The organism is Nostoc sp. JL33 (assembly GCF_017114985.1).
Lineage (GTDB): Bacteria > Cyanobacteriota > Cyanobacteriia > Cyanobacteriales > Nostocaceae > Nostoc.
This window is the reverse complement of sequence record NZ_JABXKP010000080.1, coordinates 62,996-82,236: the sequence shown is the minus strand read 5'-3', so window position 1 is coordinate 82,236 and position 19,241 is coordinate 62,996. Positions and strand designations below refer to the sequence as shown.

Annotated in this window: 27 protein-coding genes; 13 read left to right on the top strand and 14 right to left on the bottom strand. The window is 39.9% G+C overall.

Annotated features, from left to right (window positions below; all coding sequences use genetic code 11):
* Positions 1-95: 95 nt before the first annotated feature.
* From HWQ23_RS23960 to HWQ23_RS23935, 6 genes are all read right to left on the bottom strand, one after another.
* A complete protein-coding gene (locus tag HWQ23_RS23960; RefSeq protein WP_292833759.1) occupies positions 96-539 on the bottom strand; it encodes a type II toxin-antitoxin system VapC family toxin in 444 nt (147 codons plus the stop codon).
* Positions 527-748: a hypothetical protein gene (locus tag HWQ23_RS23955; protein WP_292833757.1), complete on the bottom strand. Its 222-nt coding sequence runs from the start codon at positions 746-748 to the stop codon at positions 527-529. Before HWQ23_RS23955 ends, HWQ23_RS23960 begins: the two co-directional genes overlap by 13 nt.
* A 204-nt stretch (positions 749-952) precedes the next feature.
* On the bottom strand, positions 953-1,372 hold the full coding sequence (locus tag HWQ23_RS23950; protein WP_292833755.1) for a type II toxin-antitoxin system VapC family toxin: 420 nt from the start codon (positions 1,370-1,372) through the stop codon (positions 953-955).
* Positions 1,363-1,626, bottom strand: coding sequence for a hypothetical protein (locus tag HWQ23_RS23945; protein WP_292833753.1), 264 nt, complete (start codon positions 1,624-1,626; stop codon positions 1,363-1,365). Before HWQ23_RS23945 ends, HWQ23_RS23950 begins: the two co-directional genes overlap by 10 nt.
* A 105-nt stretch (positions 1,627-1,731) precedes the next feature.
* Complete coding sequence (locus tag HWQ23_RS23940) at positions 1,732-1,944, bottom strand: hypothetical protein (protein WP_292833751.1); 213 nt, start codon at positions 1,942-1,944, stop codon at positions 1,732-1,734.
* 271 nt (positions 1,945-2,215) lie between these two features.
* Entirely contained in the window at positions 2,216-2,536 is a 321-nt protein-coding gene (locus tag HWQ23_RS23935) for a hypothetical protein (protein WP_292833749.1), read from the bottom strand.
* 136 nt (positions 2,537-2,672) lie between these two features.
* On the opposite strand from HWQ23_RS23935, the gene HWQ23_RS23930 reads away from it, so the two are divergent.
* Together HWQ23_RS23930 and HWQ23_RS23925 are read left to right on the top strand one after the other, a co-directional pair.
* Positions 2,673-3,110 (top strand): hypothetical protein, encoded by a 438-nt coding sequence (locus tag HWQ23_RS23930; RefSeq protein WP_292833747.1) that lies wholly within the window; start codon positions 2,673-2,675, stop codon positions 3,108-3,110.
* Positions 3,111-3,149: 39 nt separating this feature from the next.
* The gene (locus HWQ23_RS23925) at positions 3,150-3,428 is read left to right on the top strand and encodes a hypothetical protein (protein WP_292833745.1); all 279 of its coding nucleotides are present in this window, start codon (positions 3,150-3,152) and stop codon (positions 3,426-3,428) included.
* A 239-nt stretch (positions 3,429-3,667) separates the two neighbouring features.
* On the opposite strand, the gene HWQ23_RS23920 is transcribed toward HWQ23_RS23925, so the two are convergent.
* Entirely contained in the window at positions 3,668-4,291 is a 624-nt protein-coding gene (locus tag HWQ23_RS23920) for a TenA family protein (protein ID WP_292833743.1), read from the bottom strand.
* Between the two features lie 78 nt (positions 4,292-4,369).
* Positions 4,370-5,140 carry a pentapeptide repeat-containing protein gene (locus tag HWQ23_RS23915; protein ID WP_292833741.1) on the bottom strand — a complete coding sequence of 257 codons (771 nt, stop codon included), beginning with the start codon at positions 5,138-5,140 and terminating at the stop codon, positions 4,370-4,372.
* A gap of 583 nt (positions 5,141-5,723) precedes the next feature.
* Here HWQ23_RS23915 and HWQ23_RS23910 point away from each other — a divergent pair.
* The 3 genes from HWQ23_RS23910 to HWQ23_RS23900 are packed head-to-tail and all read left to right on the top strand — an operon-like array spanning position 5,724 to position 6,317.
* Positions 5,724-5,990: a type II toxin-antitoxin system HicA family toxin gene (locus HWQ23_RS23910; RefSeq protein WP_292833739.1), complete on the top strand. Its 267-nt coding sequence runs from the start codon at positions 5,724-5,726 to the stop codon at positions 5,988-5,990.
* Positions 5,974-6,186 (top strand): type II toxin-antitoxin system HicB family antitoxin, encoded by a 213-nt coding sequence (locus HWQ23_RS23905; protein ID WP_292833737.1) that lies wholly within the window; start codon positions 5,974-5,976, stop codon positions 6,184-6,186. Before HWQ23_RS23910 ends, HWQ23_RS23905 begins: the two co-directional genes overlap by 17 nt.
* Positions 6,186-6,317 carry a transposase gene (locus HWQ23_RS23900; protein ID WP_292833848.1) on the top strand — a complete coding sequence of 44 codons (132 nt, stop codon included), beginning with the start codon at positions 6,186-6,188 and terminating at the stop codon, positions 6,315-6,317. The genes HWQ23_RS23905 and HWQ23_RS23900 overlap by 1 nt, the downstream gene beginning before the upstream one ends.
* Positions 6,318-6,653: 336 nt before the next feature.
* Here the strand turns inward: HWQ23_RS23900 and HWQ23_RS23895 are convergent, their stop codons facing one another.
* Entirely contained in the window at positions 6,654-7,040 is a 387-nt protein-coding gene (locus HWQ23_RS23895; RefSeq protein ID WP_292833735.1) for a CAAD domain-containing protein, read from the bottom strand.
* A 902-nt stretch (positions 7,041-7,942) separates the two neighbouring features.
* Entirely contained in the window at positions 7,943-8,110 is a 168-nt protein-coding gene (locus HWQ23_RS33720; RefSeq protein WP_375466570.1) for a Y-family DNA polymerase, read from the bottom strand.
* Between the two features lie 45 nt (positions 8,111-8,155).
* Here HWQ23_RS33720 and HWQ23_RS23880 point away from each other — a divergent pair, with 45 nt between their 5' ends.
* On the top strand, positions 8,156-8,533 hold the full coding sequence (locus tag HWQ23_RS23880) for a hypothetical protein (protein WP_292833850.1): 378 nt from the start codon (positions 8,156-8,158) through the stop codon (positions 8,531-8,533).
* A 64-nt stretch (positions 8,534-8,597) separates the two neighbouring features.
* The gene (locus HWQ23_RS23875) at positions 8,598-8,804 is read left to right on the top strand and encodes a hypothetical protein (RefSeq protein WP_292833731.1); all 207 of its coding nucleotides are present in this window, start codon (positions 8,598-8,600) and stop codon (positions 8,802-8,804) included.
* Positions 8,805-9,189: 385 nt separating this feature from the next.
* Here the strand turns inward: HWQ23_RS23875 and HWQ23_RS23870 are convergent, their stop codons facing one another.
* Positions 9,190-10,251: an L-histidine N(alpha)-methyltransferase gene (locus tag HWQ23_RS23870; protein ID WP_292833729.1), complete on the bottom strand. Its 1,062-nt coding sequence runs from the start codon at positions 10,249-10,251 to the stop codon at positions 9,190-9,192.
* Positions 10,252-10,465: 214 nt separating this feature from the next.
* On the opposite strand from HWQ23_RS23870, the gene HWQ23_RS23865 reads away from it, so the two are divergent.
* The 4 genes from HWQ23_RS23865 (at position 10,466) to HWQ23_RS23850 (ending at position 15,134) form a co-directional block, all read left to right on the top strand.
* Positions 10,466-12,259, top strand: coding sequence for an ABC transporter ATP-binding protein (locus HWQ23_RS23865; protein ID WP_292833727.1), 1,794 nt, complete (start codon positions 10,466-10,468; stop codon positions 12,257-12,259).
* Positions 12,260-12,341: 82 nt separating this feature from the next.
* The gene (locus tag HWQ23_RS23860; RefSeq protein ID WP_292833725.1) at positions 12,342-14,141 is read left to right on the top strand and encodes an ABC transporter ATP-binding protein; all 1,800 of its coding nucleotides are present in this window, start codon (positions 12,342-12,344) and stop codon (positions 14,139-14,141) included.
* A gap of 39 nt (positions 14,142-14,180) precedes the next feature.
* Positions 14,181-14,435, top strand: a complete 255-nt coding sequence (locus tag HWQ23_RS23855) for a TIGR03643 family protein (RefSeq protein ID WP_292833723.1) — start codon at positions 14,181-14,183, stop codon at positions 14,433-14,435.
* A gap of 165 nt (positions 14,436-14,600) precedes the next feature.
* Positions 14,601-15,134, top strand: a complete 534-nt coding sequence (locus tag HWQ23_RS23850) for a dihydrofolate reductase family protein (RefSeq protein WP_292833721.1) — start codon at positions 14,601-14,603, stop codon at positions 15,132-15,134.
* 44 nt (positions 15,135-15,178) lie between these two features.
* Here HWQ23_RS23850 and trxA read toward each other — a convergent pair whose 3' ends face one another.
* Complete coding sequence (gene trxA, locus HWQ23_RS23845) at positions 15,179-15,517, bottom strand: thioredoxin (RefSeq protein WP_292833719.1); 339 nt, start codon at positions 15,515-15,517, stop codon at positions 15,179-15,181.
* A gap of 478 nt (positions 15,518-15,995) precedes the next feature.
* Between trxA and HWQ23_RS23840 the strand changes: the two genes are divergently transcribed.
* Complete coding sequence (locus HWQ23_RS23840; RefSeq protein ID WP_292833717.1) at positions 15,996-17,132, top strand: hypothetical protein; 1,137 nt, start codon at positions 15,996-15,998, stop codon at positions 17,130-17,132.
* Between the two features lie 147 nt (positions 17,133-17,279).
* Here the strand turns inward: HWQ23_RS23840 and HWQ23_RS23835 are convergent, their stop codons facing one another.
* A complete protein-coding gene (locus HWQ23_RS23835; RefSeq protein WP_292833715.1) occupies positions 17,280-17,591 on the bottom strand; it encodes a hypothetical protein in 312 nt (103 codons plus the stop codon).
* Between the two features lie 714 nt (positions 17,592-18,305).
* Here HWQ23_RS23835 and HWQ23_RS23830 point away from each other — a divergent pair.
* On the top strand, positions 18,306-18,560 hold the full coding sequence (locus HWQ23_RS23830; protein ID WP_292833713.1) for a hypothetical protein: 255 nt from the start codon (positions 18,306-18,308) through the stop codon (positions 18,558-18,560).
* A 246-nt stretch (positions 18,561-18,806) separates the two neighbouring features.
* Here HWQ23_RS23830 and HWQ23_RS23825 read toward each other — a convergent pair whose 3' ends face one another.
* On the bottom strand, positions 18,807-19,118 hold the full coding sequence (locus tag HWQ23_RS23825) for a hypothetical protein (RefSeq protein WP_292833711.1): 312 nt from the start codon (positions 19,116-19,118) through the stop codon (positions 18,807-18,809).
* Positions 19,119-19,241: the final 123 nt, after the last annotated feature.

Here is a 19,241-nt window from a genome sequence, read left to right as displayed (position 1 = left end):
ATTGATTAACATACGAAGTGCGTTAGCGTAGCTCACCGTAGGTATCGCTTTATTTTTAAGGTTTTCTGTAAGGCGATCGCAACATACAAAAAGACTCAAACTATGAGTGTATCCAACACTAACACTGATAACGCTGGTAAAGACGGCAACCGCGCATCATTTGTCAATAAAAATGATGCATCTCCACGAATAGCAGTAGCCATTTGAATAGCATCTGGGGTTCTTAAGTTATAATCTGCCCTTAATTGTGCCGCATTTTCAGCGATGTCGGAAAAAACTTCGATAGCTGTTAAACCTTGGGAATTAAATAGAATTTCACGATATTGTTGAGCTAATGCTGTGTTTCCTTGTTGCAAGGGATAGACTAACACTTCCGTGATAGTCAAAACTGATGTTATAACACTAAACTCACCACGAAACATCGCTTTAAAAAAAGCATCTGTAACATCCAAATAATTAGGATTTTCTTCAATAAAGTAAATCAGTGGAGCAGTATCCAAACCGACAATTTGCCCCTGTAACTGGATTAGCCATTCCATGAATCACGTTCCTGATTAACGTATTCTTGAGCATCAACGCCATTCCAGATTTCTTTACCTAACCCACGTAATTCGAGGATACTACGCTTTGGCTTAGGTGTCATCGTCACCTGTTGACGAATTAAGCTTGACAAGTATTCAATTAAACGTATTTGCTCTTCAGGAGTTAGGCTTTGAGCTTGCAGTAGTACTTCTTGATAATTAGACATAAAATTTACACTTCTACTTCTCTGGATTCTAAGTCAAATATACACAGACAGACTGCATTTCTTTATTTTACAAATAAACCTAGACAGGCTTGATATGTGCTTGTTTATCAGAATAACTATTGCGATCGCACACTCTTCCATAACAGGCGATGTCTAACGACAAGCCGAAGAAGCGTCTACGCTCTTTTGTTAACTATTATTTATTTAAGGCAAAATCTCAAAGCTATCGCAGTGCTGAGGCCGATATAATCTAAAGTCTCGCTGATCTAAAGTAAATATTTTTTTAATCCCATAGCGTTCAGCTATTGCCATAACACTTGCATCTACAAAATCAATCCGACTATCTGCATACTCATCCAAGATTTGGGCGACACGAATTACATCTTGGTCTGTTAAAGCTACTAAACTAAATCGACTCGCAGATAGTCCTTGTAAAAAAGCTACTACTGTCGCTATACCTGCATTACGTCCCACTAAATAAGCTAATTCTGCTAATACTGTTTGGGGTAACAGAATTTGTTTTTGTTGTATATATACTGTTGCAACAACACTGTGCATTGCATCTAAACGATTCAACAATGCTACAACAAAACCCGTATCAGCTACCGCTAAGGTTATTTCCACGTCCAACCAGATTTTTCAGTAATCTCCTGTTGGAGAATATCTTCTGAGTTTGTAGCCAAATCAGGTGTTCCTGCAAATAAGCCAATTAATGGGTCAGACACAGCATTATCAACTGTTTCTAGGAATTGGGTTTCGAGATATAACCTAACAGCTTCACTGACTATTGATTCAGGAGATTGTCCTCGTTGACTAGCCAGATTTATGACTTTTTCTACTAAAGTCTGTTCCAGTTTCCAGTTAAATGTAGAGTCCACCAGATAACTTCTCTCTCTTTAGTAACAAAAGATATTCTAACAAATATGGGTTTGATGCTCACTATTATACTTTTTTGTCTTTAAGTTAAATATACACAGTGATACCTACGGTAAGTGAGTTTTAGCAGCTTGTAGCACTTTTAACATGGTATCTGCGGCTTCAACTGCATCATAAGGCGACCACACAGGATAGGACTGATCGGGCTTAATCAGCTCGGTTTCCTGTTGGGCTAATTCTGAGATTAAAACCTGCATAATGTAAAACTTATCTGCTCGACTAAGTTCTCGCAAAGTGGAGATTAATTCTGCTGAAACCATGCAAAGCACTCCAGTAAATCAAGTCTGCTTCTTGATCATAGATTATTCGTTGGGTTTCACTGCGATCGCCTCAAGCTACAACTAGAATCACTTTCGCGACTTACACGCGATACAAGTCAAGCAGCTATTAAAAATTGAATACCTAAATAATGCGTCACCGATAGCGTAGCGGTAGCGAGTCCGCGTTCGCTTTTAGCGTCTCGTAGAGAGCGTCATAGCCCGTCGTAGACATCGCTCACTCTTCCACAACAGGCGATCGCTCATAGGGTTATTATAAAGTTTTTAAACGTTCAGCGATCGCATTTGCTATTTTGGCGATCGCATTTGCTATTTTGGCGACCTCATTTGCTATTTCTGCGACCTCATTTGCTATTTGGGCGATCGCATTTGCTATTTGGGCGACCTCATTTGCTATTTTGGCGATCGCATTTGCCATTTCCGCGATCGCATTTGCTATTTTGGCGACCTCATTTGCTATTTTGGCGATCGCATTTGCTATTTTGGCGATCGCATTTGCTATTTGGGCGACCTCATTTGCTATTTGGGCGATGCCTACGCCTACGCCGTCACTGGTTGGTTTATCCCCAAACAACGACAGATACAAATGAATATGTAAAAATACAGACTAACTTTTAATCGAAGCTGTTAATTAAATCCACAAAATTACTGTTATCACGTACAAACGTATCCCACTATCTTGAAATAGAACTATTGAAGAAATATCTCCCATGTCTTTAAAAACTCGCGGTTCTGCTGCTGTAGACAAAGCTCAACGCCGTCTCGCCCTGCTTAAATCCATTCATGAGAATCTAGATTTAGGGCACGGATTAAGCATTGAAGCTTACACCAGCCTCATCGCGAACACTCGTGCGACGCTAGAAGCCCATAATACGCTTTTGTCTAATGTTGAAGAATCTCGTAGGACGATAACTCAGATGGACAAAACACTCTCGGAACTGTCTCAAAGGATGCTCAGTGGAATCGCGACTATCTACGGCAAAAACAGCATGGAGTATTCAAAAGCGGGCGGCTCTAGTCGAAAGCGAAGTAAAAAATCTATTTCACAAGTTCCTTCAATTGTAGCGGTTTGCGTCACTCAACCCACCCAAACTGCAATTGCGAGTGAGCCAACTAACGGCAACGGCACAACTCCTTTGTTGCAATAATCCACCTGAATTGATCCGCCACTTCTATTTTTACTCATCATGTCGAAGCTCATACTTCAAGTTAGAACAAACGATAATCTCTTGGATTTGCTTGCTAAGTCTGAGTCTGCGGCATGGATTGTTGCAGCCGATAAAGTTCAAAAAATTACACACGTCCAAGTTGTGAATTTTTCGGGTACGCAGATGATAGAAGGAATATTTGATAAAAATAACAGTTATTGCTTGGATAATGGCAGGCTTGTTCTGAAATTTTCAGACGGTCGGATCGTCAATTGCAGCATTCAATTTAATGCACAAAACCCTGTCCACTATATTTGACTTTAATCTTGAAGATGTCTAATCAATTGATTAGAATACGAGATGCGATCGCAAAAAAACCTCGTTTCCAGGCAGAGGCTGGAAATGCACCTCATTGCGGCTCTGCTGCTCTTTCTTGAGGCGGAGCCTCCACTAGGCATTTCCAGTCGGAGACTCTTAACGAGACAATCTGTAAAAGCTTGTTAGTTTTATATTTATTTAGATAAAGTGAATTTTTCTCGCCAACTTAATTAAACAGACTACTCCAAAAGCCACGCAGCCTGAAAAAAGTCGCGCTCACAAAACATAGCATAACGATAGGTTGAATGCACAACAGGATTAATAGTGGCATAATTGTCAACTAAACTTTCTAATTGTTGCGTTAGTGGCTGAAAGTCTGCGCTACTGTAAGTACGAATCCAGTCTGCATATTGATGATTAGGAATACCGTTACCAGCCAACTGTTCTCCCAAAAAAGAATACAAACGCATACAAGGAGACATCGCCGCAGCAGTTAAACCCACATCTCCACTCCAAGCAGTTGCTAACAAAAAGTCAGTATAGCGGCGCGTGGCAGTTCCTGGTTCTACAGAATGCAAATTGACTCCCCACTCAGAAGCATAGCCAGTATGCAGCCGCAGTTCTTCTAAAACTCCACTAGCTAAGTTATGAAATGTGGTGAAACCTAACCAGTCTGGTGCTTTAGCTGCGGCGATACTGTACGCACGGGCAAAAGCTTCTAAGAAAAAAGCATCTTGCCCTACGTAGTAAGCAAATTTCACCTGCTCAAGAGTACCATCGCCAATGCCTTTAACAAAAGGATGCTCTAGGCAAGCTTGGGCTAAGTCTTCATTTGCTGCCCATAATTCGTTAGATAAAGTCATTTGTTATTTGTTATTTGTCATTTGTCATTTGTCATTATCCCTCTGTTCTTTCAAATTTCTCTCTCAAAAAGGAAGCACTCAAAAAGGGAAGAACTGAAGCAAGATTGAGCCAAGACTTCCCAAAAAGTCAACGAAACTGGGGCTACCAGTGCTTACCTTATCATTTACGGGTGTTTGCAGTTCTTTAATAAAAGCTTGGGCTGTTTGCATTCCGAGGCTGTTGCTTTGGGATGTAAACAATTTTTCAGCAACTTGGGCATCTTGGAATGCACCTTGCCTATCTAGTATTTGGTAACGGGCGACACCACGAGCTAAATAAGCACCCGCATATTCTGGTTTAATAGCGATCGCTTGATTAAAATAACTGATTGCTTGCTGTTGGTTGCCTTTTTGCCCTTCTGCTACACCCCAAGAATAAAATTCTTCTGGTGAAGCAATTTGTGATGGTATACCAACTGCACCCTGAAAGTTAGCGCCACTCAGGTAAGCGCCAGTCAGTTCTGCATTTGCTAAATAAGTATTTCTCAAATCAGCACCCGTCAAATTTGCCCCACCAAGTTTAGCTTCGCTGAGGTTAACACCAAATAAACTAGTGCCACTTAAGTTTGCACCCCGCAAATCTGCGCCGCTCAAGTTTGCACGGCTGAGGTTAGCATTTGTGAGATTAGCACCGCTCAAATTGGCTCCAGATAAGTCAGCCATCACTAAACCTGCACTAGTCAAATCACAGTTTTGACATTGTTTGGTTGCCAATAACTGCTTAACATGTTCAGAATTTGCTGCTTGTACGGTTGTTGTCAAAATAATCGTGGTTAAAAATGCGGCTGCGCCTAGAATTTGATTTTTCATATTTACGTTATATTTATTACTCAATATTAAACATTAACTGAGACGGATTTATACCTCAGCCTATGATATGAGCAATCTTAACAATTTGCCCTCTGTAGTTGCTTATATCACTTGTAAATTTGGGTATAGCGGTTCTCAGTTGGGTTCAATATGCCCGCTTCTTGGGGAGTCAGCAGAACTCTATATTGTAGTTCTTGGCTTATATGAAGTTAGGTGTATTTTATTTATCTAAGAATCGCTATAAAGACTCGCTGCTTGTGCAAGTTCACTTCTCCAGTCTTCAGCCTTGGAGAAGATAAACTCAATTTTGCAAATAAGCTCAGGGTGAATGTTAAAATAACTGCTGTAAAACTGCTAATTATTTATACTGATGTTAACCCTTAATAGGCGTACTGTTGCCTTTAGAGGCTAAGTACAACATTTTATTAATTCGTAGCGAATTCTCTGCGTGCCTAGCCTGCGGGAAGGCGTTCGCGTAGCGTCTCGTAGAGAAGCGCCTATGCGTTTAAATTGCAACTTTCAATTCGCCACGGTTTTACGCCTTCACGATAGTCAAAACAAACATTAAGACAGTCAGAAAAACGTGAGTCAGCAAGACAAAATCTTAGAAAAAATTCTCTCTGGGACTTCTGATACAGACATCCCTTTCGCCCAACTATGGCAACTTTTATATAGACTAGGCTTTGATGAGCGGATTCGTGGCGATCATCGGATTTTTATCAAAGCCGATGTTGAGGAAATATTGAACCTGCAACATAAGAAAGGAAAAGCCAAAAGCTATCAAATTAAACAAGTTCGCGCAGTGATTCTCAAGTATAAGCTAGGAAGTAAAAATGATGTTTCGTTATGAAATTATTCTCTACTGGAGTGAATTAGATCAAGCCTTTATTGCTGAAGTGCCAGAGTTATCAGGCTGTGCTACTGACGGCGATACTTATCAAGAAGCCCTGCATAATGTAGAATTAGTTATGCAGGAATGGATTGAAACAGCTAAAGATTTAAAGCGTCCAGTTCCTGAACCTAGACCGCGTTTGATGTACATTTAATTCATACACTTTTTGAAACTCACCCATCGGTTGACTTATCAAAACTTGTCAACAATATTAAAACTGTAACATCGCGTCGATTGCACTCTGAGTATAGTGAGCATTTATCTTATGTTTTACTGGGGAACTAAACAATATCTAAAAAATTAATTTGTCGGAACAGGAGCTTCACCCAAACCCCTCAAGTCTCGCCCTGTGGGACGGTTATTATATCCTTGAAAGTCCCGGTATTGTTGTGCCTCCTCCTCTGGAACACGAATGCCCTCTTGTGGCGGTGTTACCCAGATAGGGCGATGTTGAGCATCTCGATAGTAAAACTCGGCTTTTTACTTGACCAAAAGTTCAAATACACATGTATATATGGCGAAAAAACTTTTGCGATCGCCACTATACTTTAGTTAGCTTAAAGTCTGTAATTCTTCTCTGCCTAGAATTTCTTATTTAAGCCAGCGAATTTTTATTACTAATTATTGCCGAGTGGAATCTTTGAGCAAATAGCGGAAAGTAAACCAAATTGTGTAACCAAGCCCAATTAATTGGAGAAATGGAGAAACTAGTGGAATATCATTTATTGCGTTGAGTACTGCTAGAAAAATTCTCAGTGCCGTAACCGCTATCACAAGCAAAGCAAAGCTGATAATCGGTAGTTTGTATTCTTGGTAGAATCTACCTATGTACTCAGGTATTTTTGCCCAAAATATAGAAATCTGTCTACCAATTGTTTGCGATTGTTCTTCATTTACCGAGGAAGGTGGTAACATAGCCAGGTTTCCAGACTCTGAACCTTTAAGTTCTTCTATCTGGCTTTGGGAGGCAGCATCGACATACTGCTGTTGCTGTAATTCTGTATCCATAATTATCTCCTGATTTTCTGCAATGAGAGCAGTTTTAAAGTTTACTAAATACGCCTATAGCACGCCGATGTTTAAGTCCATTATTTCTCCTTATTACTCCTTAGCGGCACTGGTAAATATTTGTTTGCAAATTTGTTAGGACTTTAATAATATTTAGGCATTTTTAGATTTACTTTTCATCAATCTTTTGGAATAAATTTCGTCTTCAACAAGAGTGATAGAACAAGTATTACGACTTCAGGCAATAAATTTTTAACAATCTGAGGATATTTGATTTAAGTGTAAGGTATTAATAAAGATATTTAACTAGCTAGATTTGATGGTATGTATCGATTTAGCAAACTTTAGACATGATATTTGCTGATAGCACGTAGTTAGCTAAATGCTAGCAACTAGTTACATAAATGCGAGAAGCTAGTCACAAAAGTTATAAGTATTTAGTTAGATTAAATTTAATCACCAGTAATACATTAATACTAAAATAACATTTTGCATCATACTTTCGGGTGATCAAACTATATTTAATTACTTCTATTGATTAAATATCAAGAGGATTGAACTCAATCCTTGGACAGAAGATTTATATAAACTAAATTGTATAATTTATAAAAAAGATACAGCAATATTTTAAGCAATAAAATAATGCCAGTCCAGAAAATAAGTGAATTTGATACAGACTACCGTAATACTATTGAAGGTAACGACATCAAAGGAATGGGTGTGTATGTCCAGGGACTGATGAGAAGATTGGCACAGTAAATGATGCTGTAGTAGACGACCAAGGAGCGCGAGTCAGGGCGCAGCCGTCAGCTGCGCCCTGACTCACTCTTTTGTAGTAAATTTAGTAATGATAGTTCAAATTGTCGGTGCAATAGGGGTTTCTATAGTATTAACAGATTCGCTTAAAAAACTATTGGCTTATTTTGACCTGATGCCATTTTTGCAAGAAACTTGTTAATCGACACGCTTGCGATCGCTGTCAGATCCGTTTCTGGGAATATTGCAGTTTTGATGTGTCTTGCGATCGCACAAGCGTAGGTGGATTGAAGTGGAAATCTCTCGGTTGACATAGAATCTCGGTCAATGCTATTAAAACTACATGCTGGTGACAACAAATGACTAATAATCAACAAATTGCTTACCCTCTGATGATTCAACAAGAGCATCTAAAGCGTCTAGGCACAGACGAATTAGCCCTGCTCCGTAATCGCCGCCAGCAAAAGCCTGTTGTGAGAAATCCGAGTTTTACTGTTCGGATTCTAAACACAATCGCGATTGCCTCTATTGCGAGTAGTTGCTTGTTTGGGATAGGCACGCTTTCATGTTGGGGGTTAGAAATTATTGAGACGAATCTCTCATCAGTTACCCTCAGTAAGCAGCATGAATGGCAGATACGAAAGCATATCTGCTTGGGCTGGATGCTAGTTGGTTTATTTAGCTTTGTTGCTAGTGCCTCATTCGGTGAAAAGCCTCAGCGACAAATTAATGAATAGTACCAATTGCCAGAGAGCAGGAATCACTCCTTTATTCATTAAACAAACAACAGTATTTTAAATTATGAAACTACCTCAAATGATCGTCACAACAGTGACAGCAATCACATTTGGATACATTGGCTCCCAATACTTCACTAAAAATATTATGTATATCATAGGCGGTGGAATGGCTGGGCTTGGTGCAGTAGCATATGTTATTCCACCCAAAACCAAACAAAAGCCAACCCCCACACAACCGAAGGCACCTGCGGGAACTACCCGCCACTGAGCGCACAGATGGGAGCAAATGCTCAAAAAATTAATGAATCGTCAATCTAATTCATAATTAATAATTACTAATTCATAATTGCAAGACGCTCTCTACGAACGCGAATAGCGTGTCGCAGACAGACGCTAAAAGCGTATCTTGTCCTCCGCAGGAGTACGCGGACTCACGAACGCGAATAGCGTGTCGCAGACAGACGCTAGGCGTAGCTTGGACTCCGCAGCAGTACACTATAAGTGGTTGCTCTGAACCCATAAAATTTATGAATTATGAATTATGAATTAATAATTATTTGGTCAAGCGCTGAGTGATTCCGCCTCTCTGCCGAAAAATTATGTTTTTACACATTTGGGATGCTCCCTGTGGAACTTGTCCAAAGTCCAATTACTTAGTTACTGGCAACTTTACAAATCACCATAATATGTGATTTATATTTGTCAGTACTATAGTGAATAAGTTGTAATCCAGAACGTTCTATTTCTTGCAAAAGTTTAGGCATTTCATACTTATGATGTCGCCAAATAGTAATCTCTTCACCTTCAGAGATTTCAATCTTTTTATCTATCCCCATCCGACTGAAATTTATAGTGTAATTATGACGAAGTTTCATATTAGCAACTATACTATCTGTTTTTAAATCATACTTTCTCACCAATTCACAATCTTCAGATTTAATTCCAATCTTGTTTTTAACCCATCCATATACTTCTTCTACATGATACTTGCAGCCACCTCTAACTTTTCCATCCCATTTAGAGTTAGAGCCAGTTTCGTTAGTGAACACTAGAAAATCATTTTTTCCCATGCTATCTCTAAAGTTTTTGAGTACCCCATCTCTATTTTGATGATTACCAATCGTAACTCCTAAGTGGAAAAATATTTTTGCTGTGTCGTCAATTTCAAGACTAGCTTGATTCTGGAATAAAATTTTGGGTATACAACTATTTTCTATATCAATTGTGGAACTTATAAACTCGATTAGAGGAAACCATTTTTTAAAATTACTTCTGGATAAATGAAGTAATTCATCGCTAATATCTAAAGCAATATATTTATTAACTTTATCTAATTTGTTAAGTCTGAGAATAAAATTTTTAACTGGATATGAATTTCCGGCACCAACGTCTATAATATTGACTTTTTCGCCACTTTTAATATTGCCATTAAAATATTTAAAGTTGTCCTTTAAAAGGTCAATTTCTACATTTGATGTTCGATACCATCTAGGAATAATGTATTTTCGATAAAAATCATCCCATATTTTTGCGCCTCTCCCTTTATAAGAATACTTTAGAGGTATTTCTCGTCTGACTTCTAATGCATGAATTATCCCTAAAACTTCTTCTTCAGAAAAAATAGAGTAAAACTCAGAACTTGGCTTTGCTGTGCGACTAATAGCAGTTGAGATATCCGAGGGAAGTTGGGAATTGCTATGAAAATTTTCAGCCATTATACTTGTTGTTTGGTTTTCTTAGGTCTTGAAATGGATTAGCCGCAATGCTTGCCAAAAAGGTATTCTCCCATGCCAATGTCCCAAAACTCGGAATTTGCCCCATAAATAGGAAAGTTGCTCTCCATCCCATATTCCCCACTCTCAACTGGCCCATTGGTTTTATACAATCAAAGTACGAGATAATTTTCCAAAGATACAGGGGTAAATACCATTGGTTCAGCAACCAGAACTCCAGGAAACTTCGTCGATACAGTCAACCCAGCGCGTGCTTAAGAGTTTAAGCACTTACCGATGGACTTCGCTGGGAGCCTTAGCCAGCCTGTTGCTGTTGACGATCGCCAACGCACTTACGCCGCAACTATTTCGGTGGGGAATTGATGAAGGTATCACACAAAAAAACCTCCAAGTTGTGCTATACAGCGCCGCCTGGATGGTAGTCGCGGCGATCGCTCGTGGTGTATTTAACTTTGGACAAAGCTATCTAGCAGAAGCAGCGTCTCAGGGTGTTGCTTATGACCTGCGAAACAAAATTTTCAGCAAGATTCAAAATCTCAGTTTCAGCTTTCATGACCAGGCGCAGACTTCCCAACTACTAACCCGTGTCACCAGCGACATTGAGCAGATCCGTACCTTTGTTGGTACCAGCTTAATTCAGGTAATTGGTGGAGTTGTGACATTGGTATGTGTTTCGGTGATTTTGCTGGTGATGAACTGGAAATTAGCACTGATTACACTAACGGCAGTGCCGCTAAATGCATGGTTGATGGCACAATTTATCACTCGGAATAACAAACATTTTCGGCAAGTACAAGAGCAACTGAGCGGACTGAATGCTGTATTGCAAGAGAACTTGCTAGGAATACGGGTAGTGAAAGCGTTTGTGCGCGAGTCAACTGAAAGGTCGCGTTACACGACGATGAATGATGGCCTAATCAAGGCAAACATGAAGACAATTAGCGCCATCCGTAATACCTTCCCGTTGATATTTTTGCTGAGTAATTTGGTAACACTGGCAGTTTTCGCATACGGGGGAGCGCAGGTGATTGGGCATAGGTTCTCCATTGGCGAACTGGTGGCGTTTAACTCCTACCTAGCGTTGATTCTCCAACCTATTTTGTTGATTGGATTTGCTGCACCTGCGATCGCTCAATCAGCTGCTTCCGCCGAACGAGTCTACGAAGTTGTAGATGCGGAGGTAGAAATTCGCGATCGCCCCGGTGCTGTTCCATTTGAAACCTGCGGTGGTAGAATTACCTTTGAAAATGTTTCCTTTCGGTATCCAGGAGCGACAAGCGAAACTCTCAAAGAAGTTTCCTTTGAAACCAAACCCAACGAACTGATCGCCGTTCTCGGGATGACTGGTTCCGGGAAAAGCACAATTATGAACTTAATTCCCCGCTTTTACGATGTTACAGGGGGAGAGGTTCGCATTGACGGACGAGATGTCCGAAGTTTCACGCTCAAAAGCCTCAGGTCGCATATTGGCATTGTATTTCAGGAAACCACCCTCTTCTCCGGCACAATCCGCGAAAATATTGCCTATGCAAAACCCAATGCAACTCTAAAACAGGTGATTGAGGTTGCAAAAACTGCACAAATGCACGATTTTATTAGCAGTCTGCCCGATGGCTACGAGACGATTGTTGGTGAACGGGGCGTGGGCTTGTCTGGTGGACAAAAACAACGAATTGCGATCGCTCGTACCTTACTGACCGATTACAGCATTCTGATTTTGGACGATAGTACCTCGGCTGTGGATGCCAAAACTGCTGCCCAGATTCAAGCCGAACTAGATGACTTAATGCGCCAAAAAGCTTGTACAACCTTTGTAGTAGCTCAACGCATTAGCACCGTCAAGAATGCCGATCGGATTTTTCTCATGGATAAAGGACGATTGGTGGCACAAGGCACTCACGAGGAATTGATGCAAACCAGCCCACTCTACGGTGTGATTTTGGAATCTCAGGTAAAGCCGAAGCAAAAAAATGATTCCAAGTTAGCATAATTACTCTAGCTGGAAATTTTGATCACAGCCTTGTAATAAAGACTTTTAATCTAAAATCCCAAATCTAAAATCCAAAATTTTTATGAGAGGCACAGTTCCCCTTGTTGCATCTGAGCAGACGAGTCAGCAACCTTCCACCCTGCGGCGCTTTTTGCAATACGTGCTACTGTATCGCAAAGAAATTCCCATCGCCCTGACACTAGTATTAACTGGTGCTATAACCCAGGCAATTGGCCCATTCTTTATCGGCTGGTCGATTGATCACCTAATTGCACAAGGTAATTTGCAAGGACTACTGCTGTTATTAGGGCTATTAGGGCTGAACTATGGACTTGGTGTTTTGGCAATCCGGGGTCAAATTCTTCGAGTCGGCTGGATTATGCAGCGATTGCTGGCTCAACTGAGGCAAGACATTTTCACTAAAATCCAAAGTCTGCCACTTAGCTTTTTTGATCGCAGCGAAGCAGGCGATTTAATGAGCCGCTTGCTGAATGATGTTAATACTGTAAATCAGGCATTTGGACTGACGATCGCCCAAATGCTGGGCAACACTTTCAGTTTGGTCGGCATAATCATTGCGATGCTCTCAATCAACCTGCAACTCGGTTTGTTGAGCAATCTGGTTGTGCCACTGATGATTTTTACCACAAGCTTATTTGCACGTTGGGCAAGAGCCAGGTTTCGCGTTACCCGGCAGACGATTGGGCAGCTTTCCGCCAAGTTAGAAGAAGATATTGGCAGCGTGCGAGAAGCACAGGCATTTAATCGTGTACAGATGAACATCGCAGAATTCGACATTCTTAACGCCGCCAATAGAGATGCTAACGTTGAGGCTGTGCTAATTACTTCAGCTTTTCTGCCCTCCATCGATTTTCTCAACACACTAGCAACCGCAGGCGTGCTGGCCTATGGTGGCTATCTCGCAGTCACGGGATCTGCAACAGTGGGTGTGGTGACAGCCTTTTTACTTTACGTCCAGCAGTTCTTCCGCCCGATCCAGATTCTTAGCCAGTTTTATACCCAAGCTCAATCTGCATTCGCCGGATTAGAGCGAATCTTTCTATTGCTAGATGAACCGTCACAGCTCAATGACGCACCCGATGCCACAGAAATGCCGCCCGTTCAGGGTGAGGTGACATTCTCAAATGTCAAGTTTGGTTACAACCCAGAGCAACTGGTTCTCAAAGGAGTGAATTTGCACGCCTATCCAGGGCAGATGGTTGCGTTAGTAGGGCCGACCGGTTCGGGAAAAAGTACGATTATTAACTTGATTTTGCGCTTCTACGATGTATCTGGCGGTGCAGTGAAAATTGATGATATTGATGTGCGTAGTGTTACTCAAGCAAGTCTGCGGCGTCAAATTGGCATCGTCCTGCAAGACAATATTCTATTTAGTGGCACCGTCGCTGAAAACATTGCCTTTGGCGCTTCCTATGCCACCCAAGCTGATATCGAAGCGGCTGCACAGATGGCAAATGTGCATGAGTTTATTACCTCACTGCCACAGGGCTATACAACTCAATTGGGTGAACGGGGCGCTCCCCTGAGCCAGGGACAGCGACAACTGATCAGTATTGCCCGTGCGGTGTTGATTAATCCCCGGATTCTGATTCTTGATGAAGCCACTAGCAGCATTGATACCCGCACAGAAGCGTTAGTACAAACTGCGATCGCCCGCTTGCTGCAAGGTCGTACCAGTTTCGTAATTGCCCACCGCCTCAGTACAGTTACTCAGGCAGATCAGGTATTAGTGATTCAGCAGGGAGAAATTGTAGAGCAGGGTACTCACACCGAACTGATCAATCAGCAAGGTGTCTATGCCAACCTCTATGCCCTGCAACTGGGTGCAGCAGACACAATGGTTCTTCAAAACGAAAGGTAAAATATATATAGCTCGAATTTATCACTTGCCAGCAAAAGAATGAAGCTACCTAACCTCGATTCACAAACCATCAATCGCATCATTGAAATGGCATGGGAAGACAGAACATCTTTTGATGCTATTGAGGCTCAGTTTGGGCTGCTGGAGAAACAGGTAATTGCCCTAATGAGGCGCGAAATGAAAGAATCTAGTTTCAAGATGTGGCGAGAGCGAGTCACCAAACGCGATACAAAGCATTTATCTAAGCGAGAATTTATTGCCGGTCGGTTTAAATCGCACAATCAAAAAATGTAAGTAATCAGATGAGCGACGCCGAATAGCCCGTCGTAGACATCGCTATGATCTGATCTGTTCAATCAAAATATCGTCCAGAACCATCAGAGGCTAAAATGCTGTAGAAGGGATAAGCTTGCGATCGCTTATACCAATTGAGTGAAAACTACCAAATTCCGAAGCACAATGACGAAAGTTACACTCTACATAGCAGCTAGTTTGGATGGCTACATTGCTCGTAGCGATGGCGGAATTGATTGGCTATCAATCCTTGACACAGAAGCGGAAGACTACGGTTACGCTGCTTTCTACGAATCGATTGATGCTATTGTCTTAGGCAGCAAGACATATGAAATTGGACTTAGTTTTGATCAATGGCCTTATCCAGAAAAAAAATCCTTTGTTTTCACTCAGCGCCATCTCAAATCTGAGCGTCAGGACATTGTGTTTGTTTCTGACACAGTGAAACAGGCGTTGGCAAATATAGAGGCTCAAGGCTTGCAAAACATCTGGCTAGTTGGTGGTGGAGCATTAATCAATTCATTTCTTCAGCACAGTTTGATTGACGAATATATTATTTCAACTATTCCAATTATCTTAGGTGGCGGTATACGCCTTTTCCCACCATTTAGCCCTGAAGAAAAATTGGAGCTGATTAACTCAAAACAATATTCTACGGGTTTACTCCAAGCACATTATAGACGAAAAGGAAAGGTTTAAAATAATTCGTAATTCGTCATAACGAATTACGAATTATGAATTAGCTAAAGAAGCTTCTGAACAGCGTTACTAAAGTCCTCGTAAGGAGAAACTCCCACGATGGTTTCTGCTAAAATACCATCTTTGAAAATTAAAACCGCCGGAATACTGCGAAGACCGAATTTTTTGAAAATCGGCTTGTTGCTGTCAACGTCTACCTTAACAACTTTAGCGCGACCTTTGTATTCCTCGGCAAGTTGATCCATTAACGGACTGATCAGGCGACAAGGGCCACACCAAGTAGCAGTAAAATCAACAACAACGACTTTCTCTTCACTTCCATTTAAAACAATATCAAATTCACTCTCTTCAACGTAAGTAACTATGTCAGTATCAGTAGACATTTTTTAATTCCTTAGTGTCAAACTAAAATTCCAGCAAAAAGCAACTATACAAACTATACTCTCTTCTGCCTGTCAGATTCACCAGTGATTTAGATTGGGAAACCCCCGCAACTGGCTTTTGCTGAGTAGCGTATATTTTATAACCTACAAGTTTTGTACGTAGGGTGCGATCGCGCTAATAACCTTTTGTTAATAAGACTATTTTTAGTTTTCTGATTTTCTCTATTTATTTATCTTTGCATAGTTTGGTGTTTTCCTACCTATCCACTTATATTTATTTCCTATTTTATCAGTAAAAATACTTGTTTATAAAAAATTTCCTTATTTAATACCCCAGATATATAGATTAATACTAAAACACTTGATAACCGTAATACATAAAATTGCAATACTAATCTTTGTATAAAAAATATTTTGATTAAATTGATTATTGTTAAGATATATAACAGTAACATCTTAGTCAGGGTATATTAAGTTAATGGCTATTTTAAAAGAGTTTCCAGGAAATCATTTAAAATCAATTTCTAGCCAAGGAAATAAGACGGTCGTTGAATCTTTAGCACAACAATGGGCAAAAAAATATATAGGGAATCTCAAGGTTGATGTTGATATTGGTAGGGTAGAAAAAATAGAAATACCTAATTTATCAGAGATAGTATCACCAGAGGGACGAAAGAGAACTGCTCAAAAAGTATTAGAGTCCTTGCGAAGTGTTAGTGCTAGAGCCTGGAATAAGACTGAGCAATTATTATCAAAAGAAATTAAACAACATGGCATAGACTTAAACCTAATTAATCCGTGGGAAATCTCAGGAGATTCTTTTAACATTTACCAAAAAGCTTTGGATGTATATACTCAACAAACAACATCACAACCTCTTTCTTTGGTAAGGAACCTGGTTGACTCAGAGAATCCACTTTATAAACAGGCATTAGATGTTTATACAGAACAAGTGGCTCCTAGCAAGCTGGCTACAGTAATTGGTGGGGATATAGGAAAGCTCAGAAAAAAATACACAAGTCAAGACCCTAGAGTTATTGGCTTTGTAAGTATGCAGTTTCATTACACAAGTCAAATGCTCATAGAATCACTTGAGCCAATAGAACAATCACTTATTAGTACATACTTTAAAGTTATTGATGACCATTTGTATATGCCACTGCAACGTGCTTATGAAGCAGCAGCTAACCATGATTCTGATTCTCTAGCATTATCCGCAGTGCAAAAGTTACTACCAATTAGTACACAAATTGCTAAAAGGATTTGCCAAAGAGTAATTGAACTTAACCCAAATTACAACTCAATGTCTGGTGGATTAAGTAATCCAATAGTTAAGACCTCTAGTATTCGGGATGTAGAAATGTTTCAAATATACCTGTGGGTATGTGCTTTAGAAACAAGCTGTGAAGCTATCCTACAAGAGTTATTTCCCTTATGTGTAATGCTCTATCCTAGATTAAAAGTGCAGTGGGAAGTAGTCCGTCAAATGCTACATTTGCTAAGACAAGAAATAGACATTAGCTTGACTCCTCAAGAAGCTGAAACTTTAATGCCATATTTCCAGGTGTTGTGGGATATGTTCTCTCCAGAGGTGTTTGCTGAACTTGGATTGTAATCGTGGACTTCCAAAGAATAAATTACTCAACAAAGAATTAGATCCCCGACTTTTTTAAGAAGTCAGAGATTTTGCTTAAGCTAAGTGCCATTCCACCCTAGCAACCTACCTAATCCGAAAATTTCATACCTTCAAGCCGTAGAACACTTAATAGCCATTCTCTTGAGAGAACAGTTCTAACAACCCAATTGTGCCTACAAAAAAAGTATAAATAGCATATTTTATTCGCATCTTTTTTCTTGAAGGTGCATAAAAAGCTGCTATAATACTTTCCACAAAATGGGTGGTCATGGCAAAACGCTCAATCCAAAAAATGGGATTAAGGCTGCTTGGTAGATTACTATTAGTTATTACTGCATAAATATTCCACGATTCTAATCCAATTGCGCTTGTTATAAGCATTGTAGATATAATCTTTACCAATATAAAAATGTTTCTATTTATAAACTTTAAGTTCATCCTATTCACCAAAAAAATGTTTAACATATCTACAATACTCGGTGAAATAACAAACAAGTGAATATGTGTTATTTAAAAATTAACACCAAGTTAACCAATCTTATATCATGATTTCCATTTTTGTAAAAGCCTATAAAAATATGCACATGGTGTATTAAGCCAATATTCCCAAACTATTGAGAATGGATTTGTGGAAAAAGCTATGCAGTTTTGTTATTTGAGAATTTATCGTTAAAAGTTTCCTCCTTACGAGGATTCAGCAAAATAACATTGATCGTCTGATTTAATACCTCAAAAACCCCGAAAAACAGAAACTATACTACTCAGGTAAAAGGATGTTTCAAAAGTCTAATTTATTACTGACCGGGCGACTGGAAGTCGCGCGCCAGGTGCTTCTCCCAAGGGGAGACGCTGCGCGAACAAGTCGGCGGAGCCGCCCAACGCACTGGCTTGGCTATACAGACAAAACCCACCTCCGTGGGTTAAAAACCCTTGATTTTCATTAGTCCACGGAGGTGGACTTTGCTTTGTGTAGTAGCGAATTCTATTCGCCTAGTACTTTTCAAACATCCTCTAAGAAGAAACGCCATACCCGTAAACACTACGAGTAATGAAGGTTAAATCACCAGATATTTAAAAAATGAGAGAAGTGTGGAATAATACATAGGTGGTAAATCTCATTGCACTCGATAGATTGATAAGAAATTTAAAGCTATGATTGCTCAACATTACAATTTAATTCATGTTGAAAACAACTTGCTTAAACAAATCAAAATTAAAGAAAATCAGCTAAAAATTGCACAAGAATCTAATCTGCTCTATGTAGCAGAAGGATTACAGAATGAATTATTAAAGTTACAGTGTCAATTGTCAGAGCCGCTAGACTCAGAACCGCTAGACTCAGAACCGCTAGACTCAGAGTCGGAAGACGTTGAAATTCAAGCGTTGATGAGCTTGCTAGACGATTAAGATTGTAAATTTGTGTTGCAAAGCTGATTGAAAACACAAAAACTCTGCTAGCGGGAACAGAGCATAGCGATCGCTCAATTATAAGCAGGACTGACGCAAAAAATCGCCAAAACCTTGAATTTACGTAGGGGCAATTCATGTAGCTTTAGCTGACCGCAGGGTATTTCCCCTACAATTCGTTAGTTTTGCGTAAGTCCTAATAAGGTGTCATAGAAGGATAATGATTGTTACTTAGATAATAAGATGTTAAAGTTTTTGCTGAATATATGGTCTTTTAATCTGCGGTACTGAATCAATCTTAAGAACAGGTTTAATTGAGCGCTGTTGCCTTTGGTAGCTAAGAAGTTGAATTTCTCTCTCAATCGAATCTTTTCCTTGCCTAAAAAAGTCTTGAGAATTATATGGAACCAAGTCACGGGATAAATGTTGAGCTTGTCTTGGAGTCAAACTAGGGAAGGCTTGTTGAGCATTGGTAGAAGTCTGTACAGCCAGCAAAAAAGCTGTTGAAACCAGCAAGGGTTTTATTTTTATACATCCGGTAAATATCAGGTTTAACATAATTGATACACTTGTTGTGTGAATGCTGCTTCAAACCATTTTGTGTTGGTCTGATTATAAGTAAAGTACACTTATTCAGTTGCTAATTACCTCCTACAAATGGGTGAATTAATCAGCTAAACA